Raw genomic sequence first — 14466 nt, 5'->3', positions numbered from 1 at the left:
GCGGTCGAGGATGCGCTGAAGGCGAACCAGCTGCCGAAGGTCGAAGCCTATGGCGACCAGCTTTTCGTCATCGCCCGCACCGCCAACCTCGACGCCGATACGATCCATCCGGGCGAAACCGCCTTTTTCCTCGGCCCCCATTTTTTCGTCAGCGTCCGTCACGGGTCGGCGCGCACGCACACCGACATCCGGGCGCGGCTCGAAACGCTGCCCGCCAAGCTCGCGCACGGTCCCGACTATGTCCTCTATGCGGTGCTCGATTTCATCGTCGATGGCTATTTCCCCGTCATTGATGCGATCGAGGACCGGATGCTGGCGGTCGAGGAAAGCGTGATGGACACGCCGCTCGACGCCGCCGAGATCCGGCATCTTTATTCGCAGCGGCACGAGATCATCCGCTTTCAGCGCCTTGTCGGGATGATGAAGGAAGTCGCCGGCCGGCTCGCGACCGACGATGATCTTCCCAATGTCGATCCCGCGGTGCGTCCGTTCTTCCGCGATATCTGGGACCATGTGCAGCGCGCCGAGTTCCGCCTGACCGGTCTGCGCGATATTGCCGCGTCGGTGATCGAAACCAACGGCATGCTCGAACAGCAGCGCAAGGGCGTCATCACGCGCCAGCTCGCAGCCTGGGCCGCGATCCTGGCTGTGCCAACCGCGATTGCCGGCATCTATGGCATGAATTTCGAACATATGCCCGAACTCGGCTGGACCTTTGGTTATCCGCTGGTCGTCGGCGCGATCGCCGTGATCTGCGCGCTCCTCTTTTGGCGGTTCAAACGCATCGGCTGGCTCTGACGCGCGCGATGCGCTTGCCAGCGGCGGCGGCTTATGGCAGGGGCGCACCTCCCGCTGATGGCGACATCTGGGGGGCGCTTAGCTCAGTTGGTAGAGCATCTCGTTTACACCGAGAGGGTCGGCGGTTCGAGCCCGTCAGCGCCCACCACGAACCTTCCTCGTCATCGTGCGTTGCGCCTTTGCAGCCGATGATGGCGTGAAGGGAAATTCGATGCCGTGCGAACTCCAAGGCGCGTGCCGGTGCGGCGCGATACGTTTTTCCATGCAGAGCCACACGCCGGTGCCGTATCAGCTTTGCTATTGTTCGATTTGCCGGAAACAGCAGGGCGGCGGCGGCTATGCGATCAACCTCGGCGCGGACGCCAAGTCGCTGAAGGTCGAGGGCGAGGAGCATCTCGGCCTCTATCGCGCGCGGATCGCGGACGAAGAGCATGGTGGGTGCGAAGTTTCGAGCGGCGAACGACGGTTCTGCCGCTTATGCGGGTCGGCGCTGTGGCTCTATGATCCGACCTGGCCCGACCTCATCCATCCCTTCGCAAGCGCGATCGATTCGCCGCTGCCGGTGCCGCCGTCGCGCGTCCATCTGATGCTCAAATATAAAGCGGATTGGGTCGAACCCGACATCGGGCCGGACGATGCGGCGTTCGATCTCTACCCAGAGAAATCGATCGAGGAATGGCACCGGGACGCGGGCGTCTGGGTCGCTTGATCTCGTCGCCGATGGGGTTAAGGGACGGCTGTTCGAAAAAGGTCGCTGTCATGAAATATCTGTTTGCCGCTCTTGCTCCCGCCCTGCTCGCCTTTGCACCGCCGGCGCTGGCCGCGCCGAAACAGGGCGATGTCATCATCCGCCATGTGACGATCGTCGATGTCGAGACGGCGAAAACGGTCGCCGGGCAGGCGGTGGTGCTGAAGGGCGACGATATCGTCGCGGTCGGCGCCGATGCGGTCATCGCGAAGGACTGGCACGCGGCGCGGACGATCGAGGGCAAGGGAGGCTATCTGATCCCCGGCCTGTGGGACATGCACGTCCATTTCGGTGGCGGGCCCGAGCTGATCGAAGAGAATAGGGCGTTGCTGCCGCTCTATGTCGCGAATGGCATCACGACGATCCGCGACTGTTCGGGGGACCTGCCCGAGCAGGTGCTCGCCTGGCGCGGTGAGATTGCGGCGGGCAGCCTGTTCGGCCCGCGCCTGCTGACGTCGGGCGCAAAGATCGAAGGAATCGCGCCGGTCTGGAAAGGGACGATCGAGGTCGGCAGCGCCGCCGATGTCGACGCCGCGCTCGATCGCCTGAAGACGCGCGACAAGGTCGATTTCGTCAAGATCACCGACAGCACGCTGAAGCCCGAGCTATTCCTCTATGCGCTGACCAAGGCGAAGGCGCTTGGCCTGCGCACGTCGGGGCATATCCCGATGGCGCTGACGGTCGATCAGGCGGTCGACGCCGGGATCAGCTCTATCGAGCATCTCGACTATGCCTATAACGCCGGGGCGAAGGACGAGGCCGCAATCGCCGCCGATTTCGCCGCGAAGCGCATCGACCGCGCCGAAGCGAACCGCCGGCTCGATGCCGGTTTCGACCGCGACACCGCAATGGCCGCGTACCGCCGCTTCGCCGCGAAGGGCGTGTTCGTGACCCCGACGCTGAACGGCAGCCGCATCATCGCCTATCTCGACCGCGACGATCATTCGAAGGACGAGGGCCTCGCCTATATCGGGCCCAAGCTGCGCAAGACCTATGACTGGCGGATCGAGCGCGCGGCGAAGGCCGACGCCGCGGCCATCGCGGCGCGCCACAAGCAGATCGAGGATGTCGCGACGATCCTGCCAATGCTCGCCGAAGCCGGGGTGCCGATCATCGCGGGGACCGACGCGGGTTTCCTCAATAGCTATAATTATCCGGGTTTTGGGCTGCACGACGAGATCGAGCTGTTCCAGCAGAAGGGGCTGACCCCGGCGCAGGCGCTCGCCTCGGCAACGCGCGCGGGTCCGGCGTGGTTCGGCCAGCTTGATCGTTACGGCGCGATCAAGCCCGGCATGGCTGCCGATCTGGTGTTGCTGACAAAGAATCCGCTCGAGGATATCGCCGCGACGCGCGCGATCGATACTGTGGTGATGCGCGGGACGGTTCAGGATCGTGCGGCGCTCGACAAGATGCTTGTCGACGCGCGCGCGAAAGTTGCGGCGTGGAATGCCGGGGCGGCCAAGCCCTAAGGGACGATGGCGCGTGTCGCTTGCCGGGCGCGCCACACGCTCCAAAGGGTGAATAATCCCATCGCGGCCCAGATGACATTGAGGACCGCCGACGGGATCGCGCCATTATAACCCGAATTGACGATGAAGCCGCCCGCGCCGACGACATTCATCCACTGATAGAGATAGCTGCGTCCGTCGAGCCTGCCGAGCGACAGTAGGATATAGGCGGCGAGGATGATTGCGGCGGCCGCCCAGCCGATGATCTCGATGACGATGACTTCGGCGCTCATGCGCTTCCTCTCCAAATGAAAACGCCCGCCCCGATGAGGGGGCGGGCGCTTTTAGCATCAGCTGTCTGCGGCGTCAGGCCGCAAGCTTGCGCAGCACATAATGCAGGATGCCGCCGTTCATATAATATTCGACCTCGTTCGCCGTATCGATGCGGCAGAGCGTGTCGAAGCTGAACGTCGAACCGTCGGCGCGGGTGACATTCACCGTGACCGTCTGGCGCGGCTTGAGGTCGGCGACGCCGGTGATGGTGAAGGTGTCGTCGCCGGTCAGGCCGAGCGTCTCGCGCGTGTCGCCGTCCTGGAACTGCAGCGGCAGCACGCCCATGCCGACAAGGTTCGAGCGGTGGATGCGCTCGAAGCTCTCGACGATGACGGTGCGGACGCCGAGCAGGTTCGTGCCCTTTGCCGCCCAGTCGCGCGACGAGCCGGTGCCATATTCCTTGCCGGCGATGACGACGAGCGGGGTACCGTCGGCCTTGTGGCGCATTGCGGCGTCATAGATCGGCATGACCTCGGCGCCATAGCGCGACATGCCGCCCTCGATGCCGGGGACCATTTCATTCTTGATGCGGATGTTGGCGAAGGTGCCGCGCATCATGACGTCGTGGTGGCCGCGGCGGGCGCCGTAGCTGTTGAAGTCGGCCTTGCTGACCTGATGTTCCATCAGCCACTTGCCGGCCGGCGAGTCGGCCTTGATGCTGCCAGCAGGGCTGATGTGGTCGGTCGTGATGCTGTCGCCGAGGATCGCGAGCGGCTTGGCGTCGATGATGTCGGCGACCGGCGCCGGGGTCATCGTCATACCCTCGAAATAGGGCGGGTTCGCGACATAGGTCGAGCCCGCGCGCCACTGATAGGTGTCGCTGCCTTCGACCTCGATCTTCTGCCAATGCTCGTCGCCCTTGTAGACATGGGCGTAGCGCGCGACGAACATGTCGCGGTCGACCGCGCCCGCCACCGCATCGGCGACTTCGAGATTGGTCGGCCAGATGTCGGCGAGGAAGACGTCCTTGCCCGACTGGTCCTGCCCGATCGGGGTGGTGGTGAAATCCTCGATCACCGTGCCCTTCAGCGCATAGGCGACGACGAGCGGCGGCGAGGCGAGGAAGTTCGCGCGCACGTCGGGAGACACGCGGCCTTCGAAGTTGCGGTTGCCCGAGATCACCGCCGCAGCGACGAGGCCATTCTCGTTGATCGCCTTCGAAATCGGCTCGGCGAGCGGGCCCGAGTTGCCGATGCACGTCGTGCAGCCGTAACCGACGAGGTTGAAGCCGATATTGTCGAGATGCTTCTGCAGCCCGGCCTTTTCGAGATAGTCGGTGACGACTTGGCTACCCGGCGCCAGCGAGGTCTTGACCCACGGCTTGGGCTTGAGGCCCAGCGCGTCGGCTTTCTTCGCGACGAGCCCCGCGGCGACAAGCACGCCGGGGTTCGAGGTGTTGGTGCAGCTGGTGATCGCGGCGATGGTGACGTCGCCGTCGCCGATGTCGAAATCCTTGCCCTCGACCGGAACGCGCGTTTGCGCCTTCTTATAGGTGTTCGCCATGTCGGCGTTGAACACATCGTCGACGTCGGGAAGCGAGACGCGGTCCTGCGGCCGCTTCGGCCCCGCGAGCGACGGGACGACGCTGCCCAGGTCGAGTTCGAGCGTGTCGGTGAAGATCGGGTCGGCGGCGCCCTCGACGATCCACAGCCCCTGCGCCTTCGCATAGGCTTCGACCAGCGCGATATTCTCGTCGCTGCGCCCGGTCAGGCGCATATAGTCGAGCGTCTTGTCGTCGACGCCGAAGAAGCCGCAGGTCGCGCCATATTCGGGCGCCATATTGGCGAGCGTCGCACGATCCGCGAGGCTCAGCGAGGCGAGGCCGGGGCCGAAATATTCGACGAAGCGGCCGACGACGCCCTTGGCGCGCAGCATCTGCGTCGCGGTGAGCACGAGGTCGGTCGCGGTGACGCCTTCCTTCAGCGCGCCGGTGAATTTGAACCCGACGACTTCGGGGATCAGCATCGACACGGGCTGGCCGAGCATCGCGGCCTCGGCCTCGATCCCGCCGACGCCCCAGCCGAGCACGCCGAGCCCGTTGATCATCGTCGTGTGGCTGTCGGTGCCGACGCAGGTGTCGGGATAGGCAACGGTTTCACCCGACGCGTCGTCGCTCGACCACACCGCCTGCGCGATATGTTCGAGATTGACCTGGTGGCAGATGCCGGTGCCCGGGGGCACCGCCTTGAAGTTCGACAGCGACTTCGAACCCCATTTCAGGAAGTCGTAACGTTCGCCGTTGCGATAATATTCGATCTCGACATTCTGCTCGAACGCCTTCGGATGACCGAATTCGTCGACCATGACCGAGTGGTCGATGACGAGGTGGACGGGGACGAGCGGGTTGATCTTGGTCGTGTCGCCGCCGAGCTTGGCGATCGCATCGCGCATCGCGGCGAGATCGACGACGCACGGAACACCGGTGAAATCCTGCAGCAGCACGCGCGCGGGGCGATACTGGATTTCCTGGTTCGAATGCGGGTCCTTCTGCCAGTCGACCAGCGCCTGAATATCGGCCGTCGACACGGTGAAGCCGTCATCCTCGAAGCGCAGCAGGTTTTCGAGCAGCACCTTCATGCTGAACGGCAGGCGCGAGACGTCGCCCAGCTTCGCCGCGGCCTTGTCGAGCGAATAATAAGCGTAATTCTTGCCGCCGACGCTCAGCGTCGAGCGGGTTCCAAGCGTGTCGTTGCCCGTGGTCGTCATAGGATTGCAGTCCCCATGTTGGCGCGGCGGGGAATGACTGTCCGGTGGCAAAGCGGGAGAGCGGGGCCAACGGGAGTCGCACGCGCGGGTTTATGTTGGCGCCGCCTTACGCCGGGGGGTGGGAAATGCAAGGGTGCGCCGGAAGATTTGGTTCACGCAAAGGCGCAAAGGCGCGAAGAAAAGGCTGCATTCCTCCAACCTCGTCACCCCGGACTTGATCCGGGGTCCATGCGGCGGCGGTGGAATGGATCCCGGATCAAGTCCGGGATGACGAAGGACGTGTAGTCCTTGACTACAATGTAGTCATAAACTACACATCCCACAATGAAGCCGATCAGCTACACGCGATCCGCGATCAAGGCGCTGCAACGCATGCCCGCTAATATGGCGGCGCGGATTATCGGCAAGATCGAGGCCTATGCTGCCGATCCGGCGTCGCAGGCGAACAATGTAAAGGCGCTGAAGGGCCGCGACGCGATCCGCCTGCGCGTCGGCGACTGGCGCGTGATCATGGAGGATGGCGTCGTGCTGGCGGTGCTCGAAATCGGCCCGCGCGGCAGCGTCTATGAATGAAGGAATGACCCCATGAACAAGATGGTGACGATCCCCGCCGAAGAATATGACCGCCTGCGCGAGGCGGCCGAGGATCTGGCCGACCTGCGCGCATACGACCGCGCCAAGGCCGCGCTGGCGGCGGGCGAGGACGAGCTGGTCCCTGCCGATTTCGCCAAGCGGCTGATCGCCGGCGAAAGCCCGCTGCGCGTGTGGCGCGAGCTGCGCGGGCTGTCGCAGGTGAAGCTGGGGACGGTGTCGGGGGTCAACCGGGTGCAGATCGCCGATATCGAGGCCGGGCGGGGTAAGGGGTCGGTGGAGACGGTGCGCAAGCTTGCGGATGCGCTGTGGGTTAGGGTGGATGATTTGGTTTGAGATTGGCTGCCAAGAATATGTGTTTTGCGCGTCATCGCGATTCGGAGACACTGGAAGAGCGATAATAGTTTGATGACAAAGGTTAGCGTCGACCAGATTCGTGAACGGCTACAAGGAATTGACGTTCGCCGACAACATTATGAATGGAAATCTGAGCAGCCCGGTCGGTTGAGGCTGCACGAGATGTGGCGGCACGCGTATCTCGCCCATCCCTATTTAATTGGCGCGCCTGACGATCGCGTGGCGGAGCGATTTCGCCATATCTTCATGAATACGATGGAGCTTACCCAAGAAGGCAAAATCGCGCCGGTCCCTTTCACGGAGACCGACGAGCATATGCAGGTCTTCACCCACATGCTCGAAGAATATCAGGCGCGGTTAGGTGGGGAAGCCCCTCCGGACGTGATCGCTTCGGCACGTGCGCCCTTGGTCAAATATTTTGAGCACGGCACGCCAATAGGTGTCACTATGTTCGACGGGTATGTCGTGCCATCGACACCCGTTCTTGTGAAATATGGAAAGCGCCAATTTCTAGAGCCCATGCTCCAAACCGGCGAACTGCGGTTGGCCAACGCCGGATTGTATAGCGATACGAACTTGCTTGACTCCGTTCGAGACGATGAGACGAGTCGAACATTCTTCATCCCAACTTATAAGGATCGGATGGCAGGAAAGGATCATATCGTTTTCGATGGCCATAAGATGCCGTTCAACGACGACGATATCATTCTTCCACTTGTATTCGATGACTATTATTTATTCAGTCTTTGCGAGCATATTCACTATCGTATGCCAACCGATTTTGAAGCAGATGCCGCAATTGTGATCCGAGACCCTATTCGCTTTAAACAGCGTCTGATTTCTACATTTCTGGCCCGCTTGCCGGAATGGGTGCCGTACGAAGGAAGAGTGACTTACTACGATCCATACCGAGACTATTCGAAGTTCAAGGTGCCCCATATGGCAAAGCACTTTGGATATGCATATCAGAAGGAAGTGCGTGTTGCCTTTCGTCCGCGAACAGAGCCATCCGTGCCGCTCGAACCACTGTATCTGTCTGTTGGGTCAATGACCGACTACGCAGATCTCGTCAGTATTTAAAGAAGGATCATGAGATTGGGATAGCAGATGTGGTTCGACATTCTGCCAAAGCGGAGAAGCAGATGCCCATCTACAAATATTTCACTGAAGAGGCCCATGCGCGAGCGCTCATCGACAAGGGCGAATTGATGTTGCAACCTCTCTCTCATTTTCGAGGGAGAGAAGCTGACGGCATTCGGGGCGACCCGCGTGATGGGATTCTGACCTACGCGCCGGAAGGTGGGCTTGTCATGAACATGGAAGACGGGCGAGTTATAACGCTAGAGGGCGGGAGCTTTAACTCGTCGGTCAATCAGAACGACATTTTTGTCTATTGCGCGAGCAACCAACTATCTGCCGACCTTGCCGGTAAGTTTGGTGCCTTCTGTGTCGAAATATCTGACCCGGAAATGCTGGTGCGGCGGTTAAGGATGCGGGCGGAGCGCACGTCGCAATTCGACTACGAACAGCTTGTATATGGTAAGGTCGATTACCGGGAGCATAGTAAGGAGCCGGGAGCGGATTGGGCGCTTCCCGAAAAACTGGTCCTCATCAAGCCCCAAAACTTTGCATGGCAGGACGAATTCCGGATTGCGGTGAGAAAGCGGGAAACGATGAACGTCGAAAACGTCGGGCTGACAATTCAAACGGGGTCGTCGGCACCCGCCTTTGAGCCGGTGCCCACCCCAATCTTTTTGCGGCTTGGGAAATTGACGAACCTCGCGACGCCGCACTTTTTCTAGGGGAGCGGCTAGGCTACTTTCGATTGCACATGTGCTGCTCGAACCCAGCATATTTAGCTCGAAATACTGCTGCTAGGTGCGATCTCAGGCGTTGTCCATGGACTGTGGGTTCAAGCCCGGGGTGAAGAATTTGCAAGGCCAGGTTTTCCTCTTTCCTAAATTATCCAAATAGGTTCAAAATATCTCAGATTCATTCCAAGTGATTCGGGAGATGGAGCTATGGGGCGTAGGGTGGCGCGGGGGGCGCGGGGAAAATCGGGGGTTGCTGAGCGGAGTGATGCGGCTCGCGCCGCTGGGCCCCGGATCAAGTCCGGGGTTCACGAGCGGGAGAATCCCTTCATGCCCGGCCTTCGCGTTCGCTCGGACGGGTGGACGGCGGCGCGGACGCGGGTGTTTCTGGCGACGTTGGGGCGCACGGGGTGCGTGACCGATGCGGCGCGGGTGGCGGGGGTCAGCCGGACGTCGGTCAATCGGTCGCGCGCGCTGTTTGCCCCGTTCGACAAGGCGTGCGGTGAGGCGATCGCGCGGGCGCTGCGCGGGCTGGAGGCGGTCGCATACGAACGCGCGGTCGAGGGGCGCGAGATGGTGATATTGCGGAACGGCAAGGAGGTCGAGCGGCGGATCGTGCCGTCGGACGGGCTGCTGGGGCTGCTGCTGAAGCGCGGCGACCTGAAAAACGGGCGCGACGTGCATCTGACGCCGGAGGAGGCAGAGGCCTATGAGCTGCCCGCGGCGGTGCGCGACCGCTTTCTGTCGCGCGAGGAATTTTTCAGCGGCATCACCTTCGACAACATAACCGAAGGCCACCCGAAGATTCAGGGGCCGACATCCGAAGAGGTCGACGCGGCGATCCTCGCGCGGCTCGCGATGCTGCGCAAGCAGCGCGGGTGGGGCCCCCTGCTTTGCGAAAGATGCGGCGAGCCGGCGAACGAAGACCCGGGCGAGACCCCGGCGACCGCCTGAATCATCTCGCACGCGAACGGCATGGCCCATGGCGGGACGGGCCGAACGCGCGGGCGGGAAGGCGGTGCCGGGAACCGCCCGCCGGCGCGCCGGTCGTCCTATCCCGCCGCGATCTCTGCCGCCGGATAATCCTCGTCGGCCGAGGGGCAGGTGCCCTGTTTCATGATGCTGGCATGGCCGGGTTCGAACCATTCGGCCGCCTGGAAATCCTCGCCACAGCCGACGCCGTCGTAGATGCAGACTTCGGGCTTCGAGCCGTCGGGGGCGATCACGACCGCCCAGTTGTAGCGGTCCTCGGCGCGTTTCGCGCCGCCCCAGACGAGGATGCGGCCGCCGTCGACCCTGACGATCGGCAGGCCGAGACCGTCGTCCTCGAACGCCACTGCGGCACGTTTTTTCGCATCGGGGACCGCGGCGGCGATCGCGGCCCTGACCGCGGGATGATCGAGGAAGCGGTGGCCGTTCACGACGTCGAACGGATATTTGCCGACATAGGGGGTCAGATCGACCGGGCCGCGCTTTGCCGGTTTGGCGTCGGCGCTGGCGGCGGCGGGCGCGGCCTTGGGCTGGCTTTTGACCGTATCGGCGTTTTCGGCGGGCGGGCTTTCGGCTTGCGCACAGGCCGAGAGGGAGAGCAGGGCAGCGCCCGCGGCAAGAGCAATTTTCATGGAAATATCCTTTTTTCTGAACAGGCTGTCGAGTTGATCGGGGCTTTGGCCGGCCGGGGTCAAGCGCAAATCAATATTCGGGGAAATCGGGCCAGAGCACGCGCTCGCACCGCGCCTTCGGATCGCCGGTCTTTGCCGCGAGCGCGGAGCGGAGGGCGGGGAGCGCGGCGACTGCCGCGCGCAACGCGGCAATGTCGATCGTGCCGTGCGCGAGTTCGCGGTCGCCGCCGAGCTTGTCCGACGGGCGGACGAGCGTCCAGCCGAGCGCGTCGTGACCCTCGGCATAGGCAAGAAGGTCGCCTAGCGGCAGTTCGCCGTGACCATTCTTCGGGTCGTGGCTGGAGTAGGGAAAGACCTGCGTTGCGAGCGCGGTGCTTCCGACGATGCCGTGCGGTTTGACGGGGAAGGGGCGCTGCATGCGAATCCACGCGACTTCGGGGAGGTCGTCGTCGAGCCCGACGCGGAGTTCTACCTCGATCTCGCGCGGCGCGACCGCGGGCTGGCGTCCGGGTTCCCATATGTACGAGAGCTCGAGGTCGAGCGGGCGCTCGGCGCGTTGCGGGTCGTGGTGCGCGGGGAACCAGCGCATGAAGTCGCCGGCGTCATATTCGCCCGCCTCGGTGTAGAGGCGGGTGAGCGACACGGTGCCGCGCGCGAGCTTGCGTTCGACGTCGCAGCGATAGCGGACCGTCTCGCGCACCGGTTGCGGGGCGATGGTTCGGGGCCCGGACCCGGCGAGCGGCGGAAGGCGCGCGTCGGCGGTGTGAGGGGCGAGCAGGAGCAGCAGCGGAGCGAGGGCGAAGAGAGAGGCGAGGCGGGAACGCATGATCGGCCCTCGCCTCAGCGCAGGTCGCCGGTGAGGTACCAGCAATTCTTCTTGTGCTCGAAGATATAGGCGCCTGCCTGTGCGTCGCGGTCGGCACCCTCGACCCCCGCGAAGCCGAGGCCGCCCCGCCAGTCGACGCGATATTGCGTCTTGCCGAGGCGCGTGATCGTGATGTGGCGGTTCGGCGTGTCGCGCGGTGCGACGGTGCCCTCGCGGCTGAAGCGAAGATCGCGCGAGGTGATGCGGAACTGGCCGAGATAGCGCTGCCGGTCGACGAGATTGCCCGGATCGGCGGGGTCGGCGAGCTTGCCCACCCGCACGGTGAAATCGGTCCAGACGACCTGTTCGAGCCAGCCGCCCGAGGTGGTCGAGCTGGCGTACCAGGTGAGGAATTCGTCGAAATCGTCGATCCCGCAGGCAGCGGCGCGCACGCGGTCGATCTCGTCGAGCGGGGTGAAGTTCGATTCCGCGGCCGCGGCCGGAAGCGGCGCGAGCAGCGCCGCCAATATCGCCGCCTGGGCCCCGAACAATTTACGCATCATATTTCCATCCCTTTGAAATCGGTCGCGTATCGATGCCGCAAGCCGCATGGCGGCGCGGTGACCGCCGTCACAGAATGGGGGTCACAGATGCAATCAGTTTCCGCCGGCGGCGAGGCGGACGGGTTTGGGGGTGAAGGCGCGGACGCAGTTGCGGCCGCCGCGCTTGGCGTCGTAGAGCGCCTGATCGGCATTGTGCATCAGCACCGAAAGCCCGGTGCCGGGAACGCCGACGGCGAGGCCGATGCTGGTGGTCGGGCAGAGCCTTGCCGGGATGCGGTCGGCGCAGGCGGCATGCAGCCCCGTGCGCACCGCCTCGGCGAACTGGCGCGCGGTGTCGATCCCCGCGTCGGGGAGGAGCAGCGCGAATTCCTCGCCGCCGATGCGCCCCGCGACCATCCCGGCCGGGCCGATCGCGCGGACATGCGCGCCGAATGCGGTGATGATCGCATCGCCGACGGCGTGGCCATAGGTGTCGTTGACCTGCTTGAACCGGTCGAGGTCGGCGATCATCAGCGCGACCGGCCGCGCTTCGTCGATGCAGCGGCGAAGCACCGCGCCCGCCTGCGCCTCGAACCCGCGGCGGTTGAGCAGGCCCGACAGATCGTCATTGCCGACCTGACGGCGAAGCTCGGCGATCTGGTCGATCGCGACTGCCACCATCAGGCTGATCGCGGCGAGGATCGATACCATCGCCTGGCTGAACTGCACCGTGGTCCAGTAGACCGATTGCTGGAAACCGACATAATTGTCGAAGCCGCCGCCGAGCGAGAGCAGCACGATCGGACGGATGATCAGGTTCAGCGCCGACATCGCCGCGACCCAGAACAGCACCCGGTCGATGATATGGTTTTTTTCGATCGGCCACAGCGAGCGGACGACCATGATCGCGATGATGCCGGCGCCGATGCTGATCGACAGGATGCGCCCGGCGATGCTGGGATGGACGAGCAGGAACCAGATGAAAACGGTGATCGAGACGCCGACCGTCACCGCCATCGCCCGCCATGGCACGGGAAGCGCGTAGCGCTTGATGATCGCGGCAGCGAAGAGGACGCCGGTGAGGAGGAAGCCGATATTCGCGGGCAGGCGCTGGAGCTCCATCGGCAACACCGGCCCGACGTCCTGAATCAGGAAAGCGATCGCTGACGCGGTGTAGGCGCCCGCCGCATAGGCGACATAGCGTTCGCGCCGGTTCAGCCACAGCAGGAAAAAGGCGACAGCGAACAGCAGGCCGATGCCCGGGTTGAGCAGCGAAATGAAAAATTGTCCGTTCAACGTGCCGCTTCCTGCCTCCCGCCGATCAGGATAGCCGGGCCATAGATAACGAGTTCTTACTTTTCGGGGAGTTAAGTCACGGTTACCCCGGAAAAAGGGCGGATCAGCCCGTGCCGCGGACGACGAGGCGCACCGGGATGCGCGTGCCGCTGCGGGTGCGTTCGTCATCCTCGAGCGCCATCGCGACGAGCGCCTCGCCCGCCGCATCGAGGTCGGGTTCGAGCGTCGTGAGCGCGGGATCGGCGAGCGTGCCGGCGCGAATCCCGTCGAAACCGATCAGCGCGACATCCTCGGGCACGCGGCGGCCCGCGTCCTTCAGTCCTTGCAGCACGCCGAGCGCGAGCATGTCCGACGCCGCAAAGATTGCGTCGATATCGGAATGTTCGGCGAGCAGCGCCTGCACCGCGGCGACACCCTGCGCGTGACGATCGGCTGCGGCGGGCGGTTCGGTGACCACCGGCGTGATGCCGTGCGCGGCGAGCGCTGCGGTGAAGCCGTCGCGACGTTCGTCGAACTGGCGTTGCGGCGATTGCTGCGGGCCGACGAAGGCGATGCGGCGGCGGCCGGCCGCGACCAGATGTTCGGCAGCGAGCTGGCCGCCGATGTCGTTTTCGCTGCGCATCCAGTGGAACGGGCTGCCCGGGCTGCCCCAGCAGACGAAGTCGAGTCCCGACGCCTGCGCATCGGCGAAATATTTCCACGCTTCGCGGTTGCTGGTCGTGCCGATGACGATCATCGCGTCGGCGAGTCCCGAGGCGACGAAATCGGCACGGAAATTGTCGGCATTTTCCTGGAAGGAAACGAGCAGGTTGAAGCCGCGCGCCGAGGTCGCGGCGGCGATGCTGCCGAGCAGCGCGAAATAGAAGGGGTTGATCGCGCTGCGATCCTCGCCCGGCCGGCAGATGGTGACGAGCGCGATCGTCTCGCTGCTTTTCAGGCGCAGCGACGAGGCGTGGCGGTCGACGACATAACCGAGTTCGCGCGCGGCGGCGGAGACGCGCGCGCGCGTTTCGGCGTTGACGCCGGGCGAGTTGCGGAGCGCACGCGAGACGGTCGATTGCGACACGCCGGCGCGTTCGGCGACGTCGAACGATGTGGGACGCAGCATCTTTCCGTTCACTTCTCGCTTCTCCCCTCGCGCCGTCTGTTGCCGCGAGCGCGGGGGTTGTCAATGCGGGGTGACCTCGCATCTCCTCTTCGTCATGCCGGACTTGATCCGGCATCCATCCGCGCTGTCGTCATGGACCCCGGATCAAGTCCGGGGTGACGAAAGTCGGGGAGGCTGGGTCAGAGGCCGTCGAGCGCGAGGAGGGCGAAGCTCGCGAGCCAGTGCTCGCCCATATAGTCGCCGGTGACGTGCGGGAGCGCGGCGTCGAGGTGGCGCCGCGCCGCGGCTTCGGCGGCCGCGC

The 14466-nt window shown here is 64.0% G+C and carries 16 protein-coding genes and 1 tRNA gene; 9 read left to right on the top strand and 8 right to left on the bottom strand.

The annotated features are described in order from the left end of the window. The 4 genes from VN047_RS22040 to VN047_RS22025 form a co-directional block, all read left to right on the top strand. Nucleotides 1–798, top strand: a 798-nt coding sequence (locus VN047_RS22040) for a magnesium and cobalt transport protein CorA (RefSeq protein ID WP_325546516.1), incomplete at its 5' end; no start/stop codon positions are given. 72 nt (nucleotides 799–870) lie between these two features. Then, nucleotides 871–946: transfer RNA gene (locus VN047_RS22035), tRNA-Val, on the top strand. A gap of 63 nt (nucleotides 947–1009) precedes the next feature. Then, entirely contained in the window at nucleotides 1010–1507 is a 498-nt protein-coding gene (locus VN047_RS22030) for a GFA family protein (RefSeq protein WP_325546514.1), read from the top strand. A 50-nt stretch (nucleotides 1508–1557) separates the two neighbouring features. Next, a complete protein-coding gene (locus VN047_RS22025; RefSeq protein WP_325546511.1) occupies nucleotides 1558–3015 on the top strand; it encodes an amidohydrolase family protein in 1458 nt (485 codons plus the stop codon). Here VN047_RS22025 and VN047_RS22020 read toward each other — a convergent pair. Continuing rightward, the gene (locus tag VN047_RS22020; RefSeq protein WP_325546510.1) at nucleotides 3012–3287 is read right to left on the bottom strand and encodes a CBU_0592 family membrane protein; all 276 of its coding nucleotides are present in this window, start codon (nucleotides 3285–3287) and stop codon (nucleotides 3012–3014) included. The two genes, VN047_RS22025 and VN047_RS22020, sit on opposite strands and share 4 nt — an antisense overlap. A 73-nt stretch (nucleotides 3288–3360) precedes the next feature. Then, nucleotides 3361–6033, bottom strand: a complete 2673-nt coding sequence (gene acnA, locus VN047_RS22015) for an aconitate hydratase AcnA (RefSeq protein ID WP_325546508.1) — start codon at nucleotides 6031–6033, stop codon at nucleotides 3361–3363. A 324-nt stretch (nucleotides 6034–6357) separates the two neighbouring features. Here acnA and VN047_RS22010 point away from each other — a divergent pair, with 324 nt between their 5' ends. The 5 genes from VN047_RS22010 to VN047_RS21990 all read left to right on the top strand — a co-directional run bounded on the left by VN047_RS22010 (nucleotide 6358) and on the right by VN047_RS21990 (nucleotide 9746). After that, entirely contained in the window at nucleotides 6358–6606 is a 249-nt protein-coding gene (locus tag VN047_RS22010; RefSeq protein ID WP_325546506.1) for a type II toxin-antitoxin system RelE family toxin, read from the top strand. Between the two features lie 12 nt (nucleotides 6607–6618). Beyond that, on the top strand, nucleotides 6619–6960 hold the full coding sequence (locus VN047_RS22005; RefSeq protein ID WP_325546504.1) for a helix-turn-helix transcriptional regulator: 342 nt from the start codon (nucleotides 6619–6621) through the stop codon (nucleotides 6958–6960). 72 nt (nucleotides 6961–7032) lie between these two features. Continuing rightward, nucleotides 7033–8061, top strand: coding sequence for a hypothetical protein (locus tag VN047_RS22000; protein WP_325546502.1), 1029 nt, complete (start codon nucleotides 7033–7035; stop codon nucleotides 8059–8061). Between the two features lie 62 nt (nucleotides 8062–8123). After that, a complete protein-coding gene (locus tag VN047_RS21995; RefSeq protein WP_325546500.1) occupies nucleotides 8124–8783 on the top strand; it encodes a hypothetical protein in 660 nt (219 codons plus the stop codon). 339 nt (nucleotides 8784–9122) lie between these two features. Then, nucleotides 9123–9746 carry a hypothetical protein gene (locus VN047_RS21990; RefSeq protein WP_325546498.1) on the top strand — a complete coding sequence of 208 codons (624 nt, stop codon included), beginning with the start codon at nucleotides 9123–9125 and terminating at the stop codon, nucleotides 9744–9746. Nucleotides 9747–9844: 98 nt separating this feature from the next. Here VN047_RS21990 and VN047_RS21985 read toward each other — a convergent pair whose 3' ends face one another. The 6 genes from VN047_RS21985 to VN047_RS21960 form a co-directional block, all read right to left on the bottom strand. After that, nucleotides 9845–10414 (bottom strand): hypothetical protein, encoded by a 570-nt coding sequence (locus VN047_RS21985; protein WP_325546497.1) that lies wholly within the window; start codon nucleotides 10412–10414, stop codon nucleotides 9845–9847. Between the two features lie 70 nt (nucleotides 10415–10484). After that, on the bottom strand, nucleotides 10485–11240 hold the full coding sequence (locus tag VN047_RS21980; RefSeq protein WP_325546495.1) for a hypothetical protein: 756 nt from the start codon (nucleotides 11238–11240) through the stop codon (nucleotides 10485–10487). A 14-nt stretch (nucleotides 11241–11254) separates the two neighbouring features. Next, nucleotides 11255–11782 (bottom strand): hypothetical protein, encoded by a 528-nt coding sequence (locus VN047_RS21975; RefSeq protein WP_325546493.1) that lies wholly within the window; start codon nucleotides 11780–11782, stop codon nucleotides 11255–11257. A 93-nt stretch (nucleotides 11783–11875) separates the two neighbouring features. Beyond that, a complete protein-coding gene (locus VN047_RS21970; RefSeq protein WP_325546491.1) occupies nucleotides 11876–13057 on the bottom strand; it encodes a GGDEF domain-containing protein in 1182 nt (393 codons plus the stop codon). 103 nt (nucleotides 13058–13160) lie between these two features. Then, the gene (locus VN047_RS21965) at nucleotides 13161–14165 is read right to left on the bottom strand and encodes a LacI family DNA-binding transcriptional regulator (RefSeq protein ID WP_325546489.1); all 1005 of its coding nucleotides are present in this window, start codon (nucleotides 14163–14165) and stop codon (nucleotides 13161–13163) included. A 179-nt stretch (nucleotides 14166–14344) separates the two neighbouring features. Further along, on the bottom strand, nucleotides 14345–14466 hold a 122-nt coding region (locus VN047_RS21960; RefSeq protein ID WP_325546518.1), incomplete at its 5' end, for a DUF2891 family protein.

Origin of the sequence: Sphingopyxis sp. (assembly GCF_035565275.1) — a bacterium.
Lineage (GTDB): Bacteria > Pseudomonadota > Alphaproteobacteria > Sphingomonadales > Sphingomonadaceae > Sphingopyxis.
This window is presented reverse-complemented; position numbering and strand designations above follow the sequence as displayed.

Bases quoted from the DNA above. Each gene is read 5' to 3' on its own strand.
- VN047_RS21995 (WP_325546500.1), top strand. From the start codon at position 8,124: ATGCCCATCTACAAATATTTCACTGAAGAGGCCCATGCGCGAGCGCTC.
- VN047_RS21975 (WP_325546493.1), bottom strand. From the start codon at position 11,782: ATGATGCGTAAATTGTTCGGGGCCCAGGCGGCGATATTGGCGGCGCTG.
- acnA (WP_325546508.1), bottom strand. From the start codon at position 6,033: ATGACGACCACGGGCAACGACACGCTTGGAACCCGCTCGACGCTGAGC.
- VN047_RS21965 (WP_325546489.1), bottom strand. From the start codon at position 14,165: ATGCTGCGTCCCACATCGTTCGACGTCGCCGAACGCGCCGGCGTGTCG.
- VN047_RS22030 (WP_325546514.1), top strand. From the start codon at position 1,010: ATGCCGTGCGAACTCCAAGGCGCGTGCCGGTGCGGCGCGATACGTTTT.
- VN047_RS22000 (WP_325546502.1), top strand. From the start codon at position 7,033: ATGACAAAGGTTAGCGTCGACCAGATTCGTGAACGGCTACAAGGAATT.
- VN047_RS21980 (WP_325546495.1), bottom strand. From the start codon at position 11,240: ATGCGTTCCCGCCTCGCCTCTCTCTTCGCCCTCGCTCCGCTGCTGCTC.
- VN047_RS22025 (WP_325546511.1), top strand. From the start codon at position 1,558: ATGAAATATCTGTTTGCCGCTCTTGCTCCCGCCCTGCTCGCCTTTGCA.
- VN047_RS22010 (WP_325546506.1), top strand. From the start codon at position 6,358: ATGAAGCCGATCAGCTACACGCGATCCGCGATCAAGGCGCTGCAACGC.
- VN047_RS22005 (WP_325546504.1), top strand. From the start codon at position 6,619: ATGAACAAGATGGTGACGATCCCCGCCGAAGAATATGACCGCCTGCGC.
- VN047_RS21990 (WP_325546498.1), top strand. From the start codon at position 9,123: ATGCCCGGCCTTCGCGTTCGCTCGGACGGGTGGACGGCGGCGCGGACG.
- VN047_RS21985 (WP_325546497.1), bottom strand. From the start codon at position 10,414: ATGAAAATTGCTCTTGCCGCGGGCGCTGCCCTGCTCTCCCTCTCGGCC.
- VN047_RS22020 (WP_325546510.1), bottom strand. From the start codon at position 3,287: ATGAGCGCCGAAGTCATCGTCATCGAGATCATCGGCTGGGCGGCCGCC.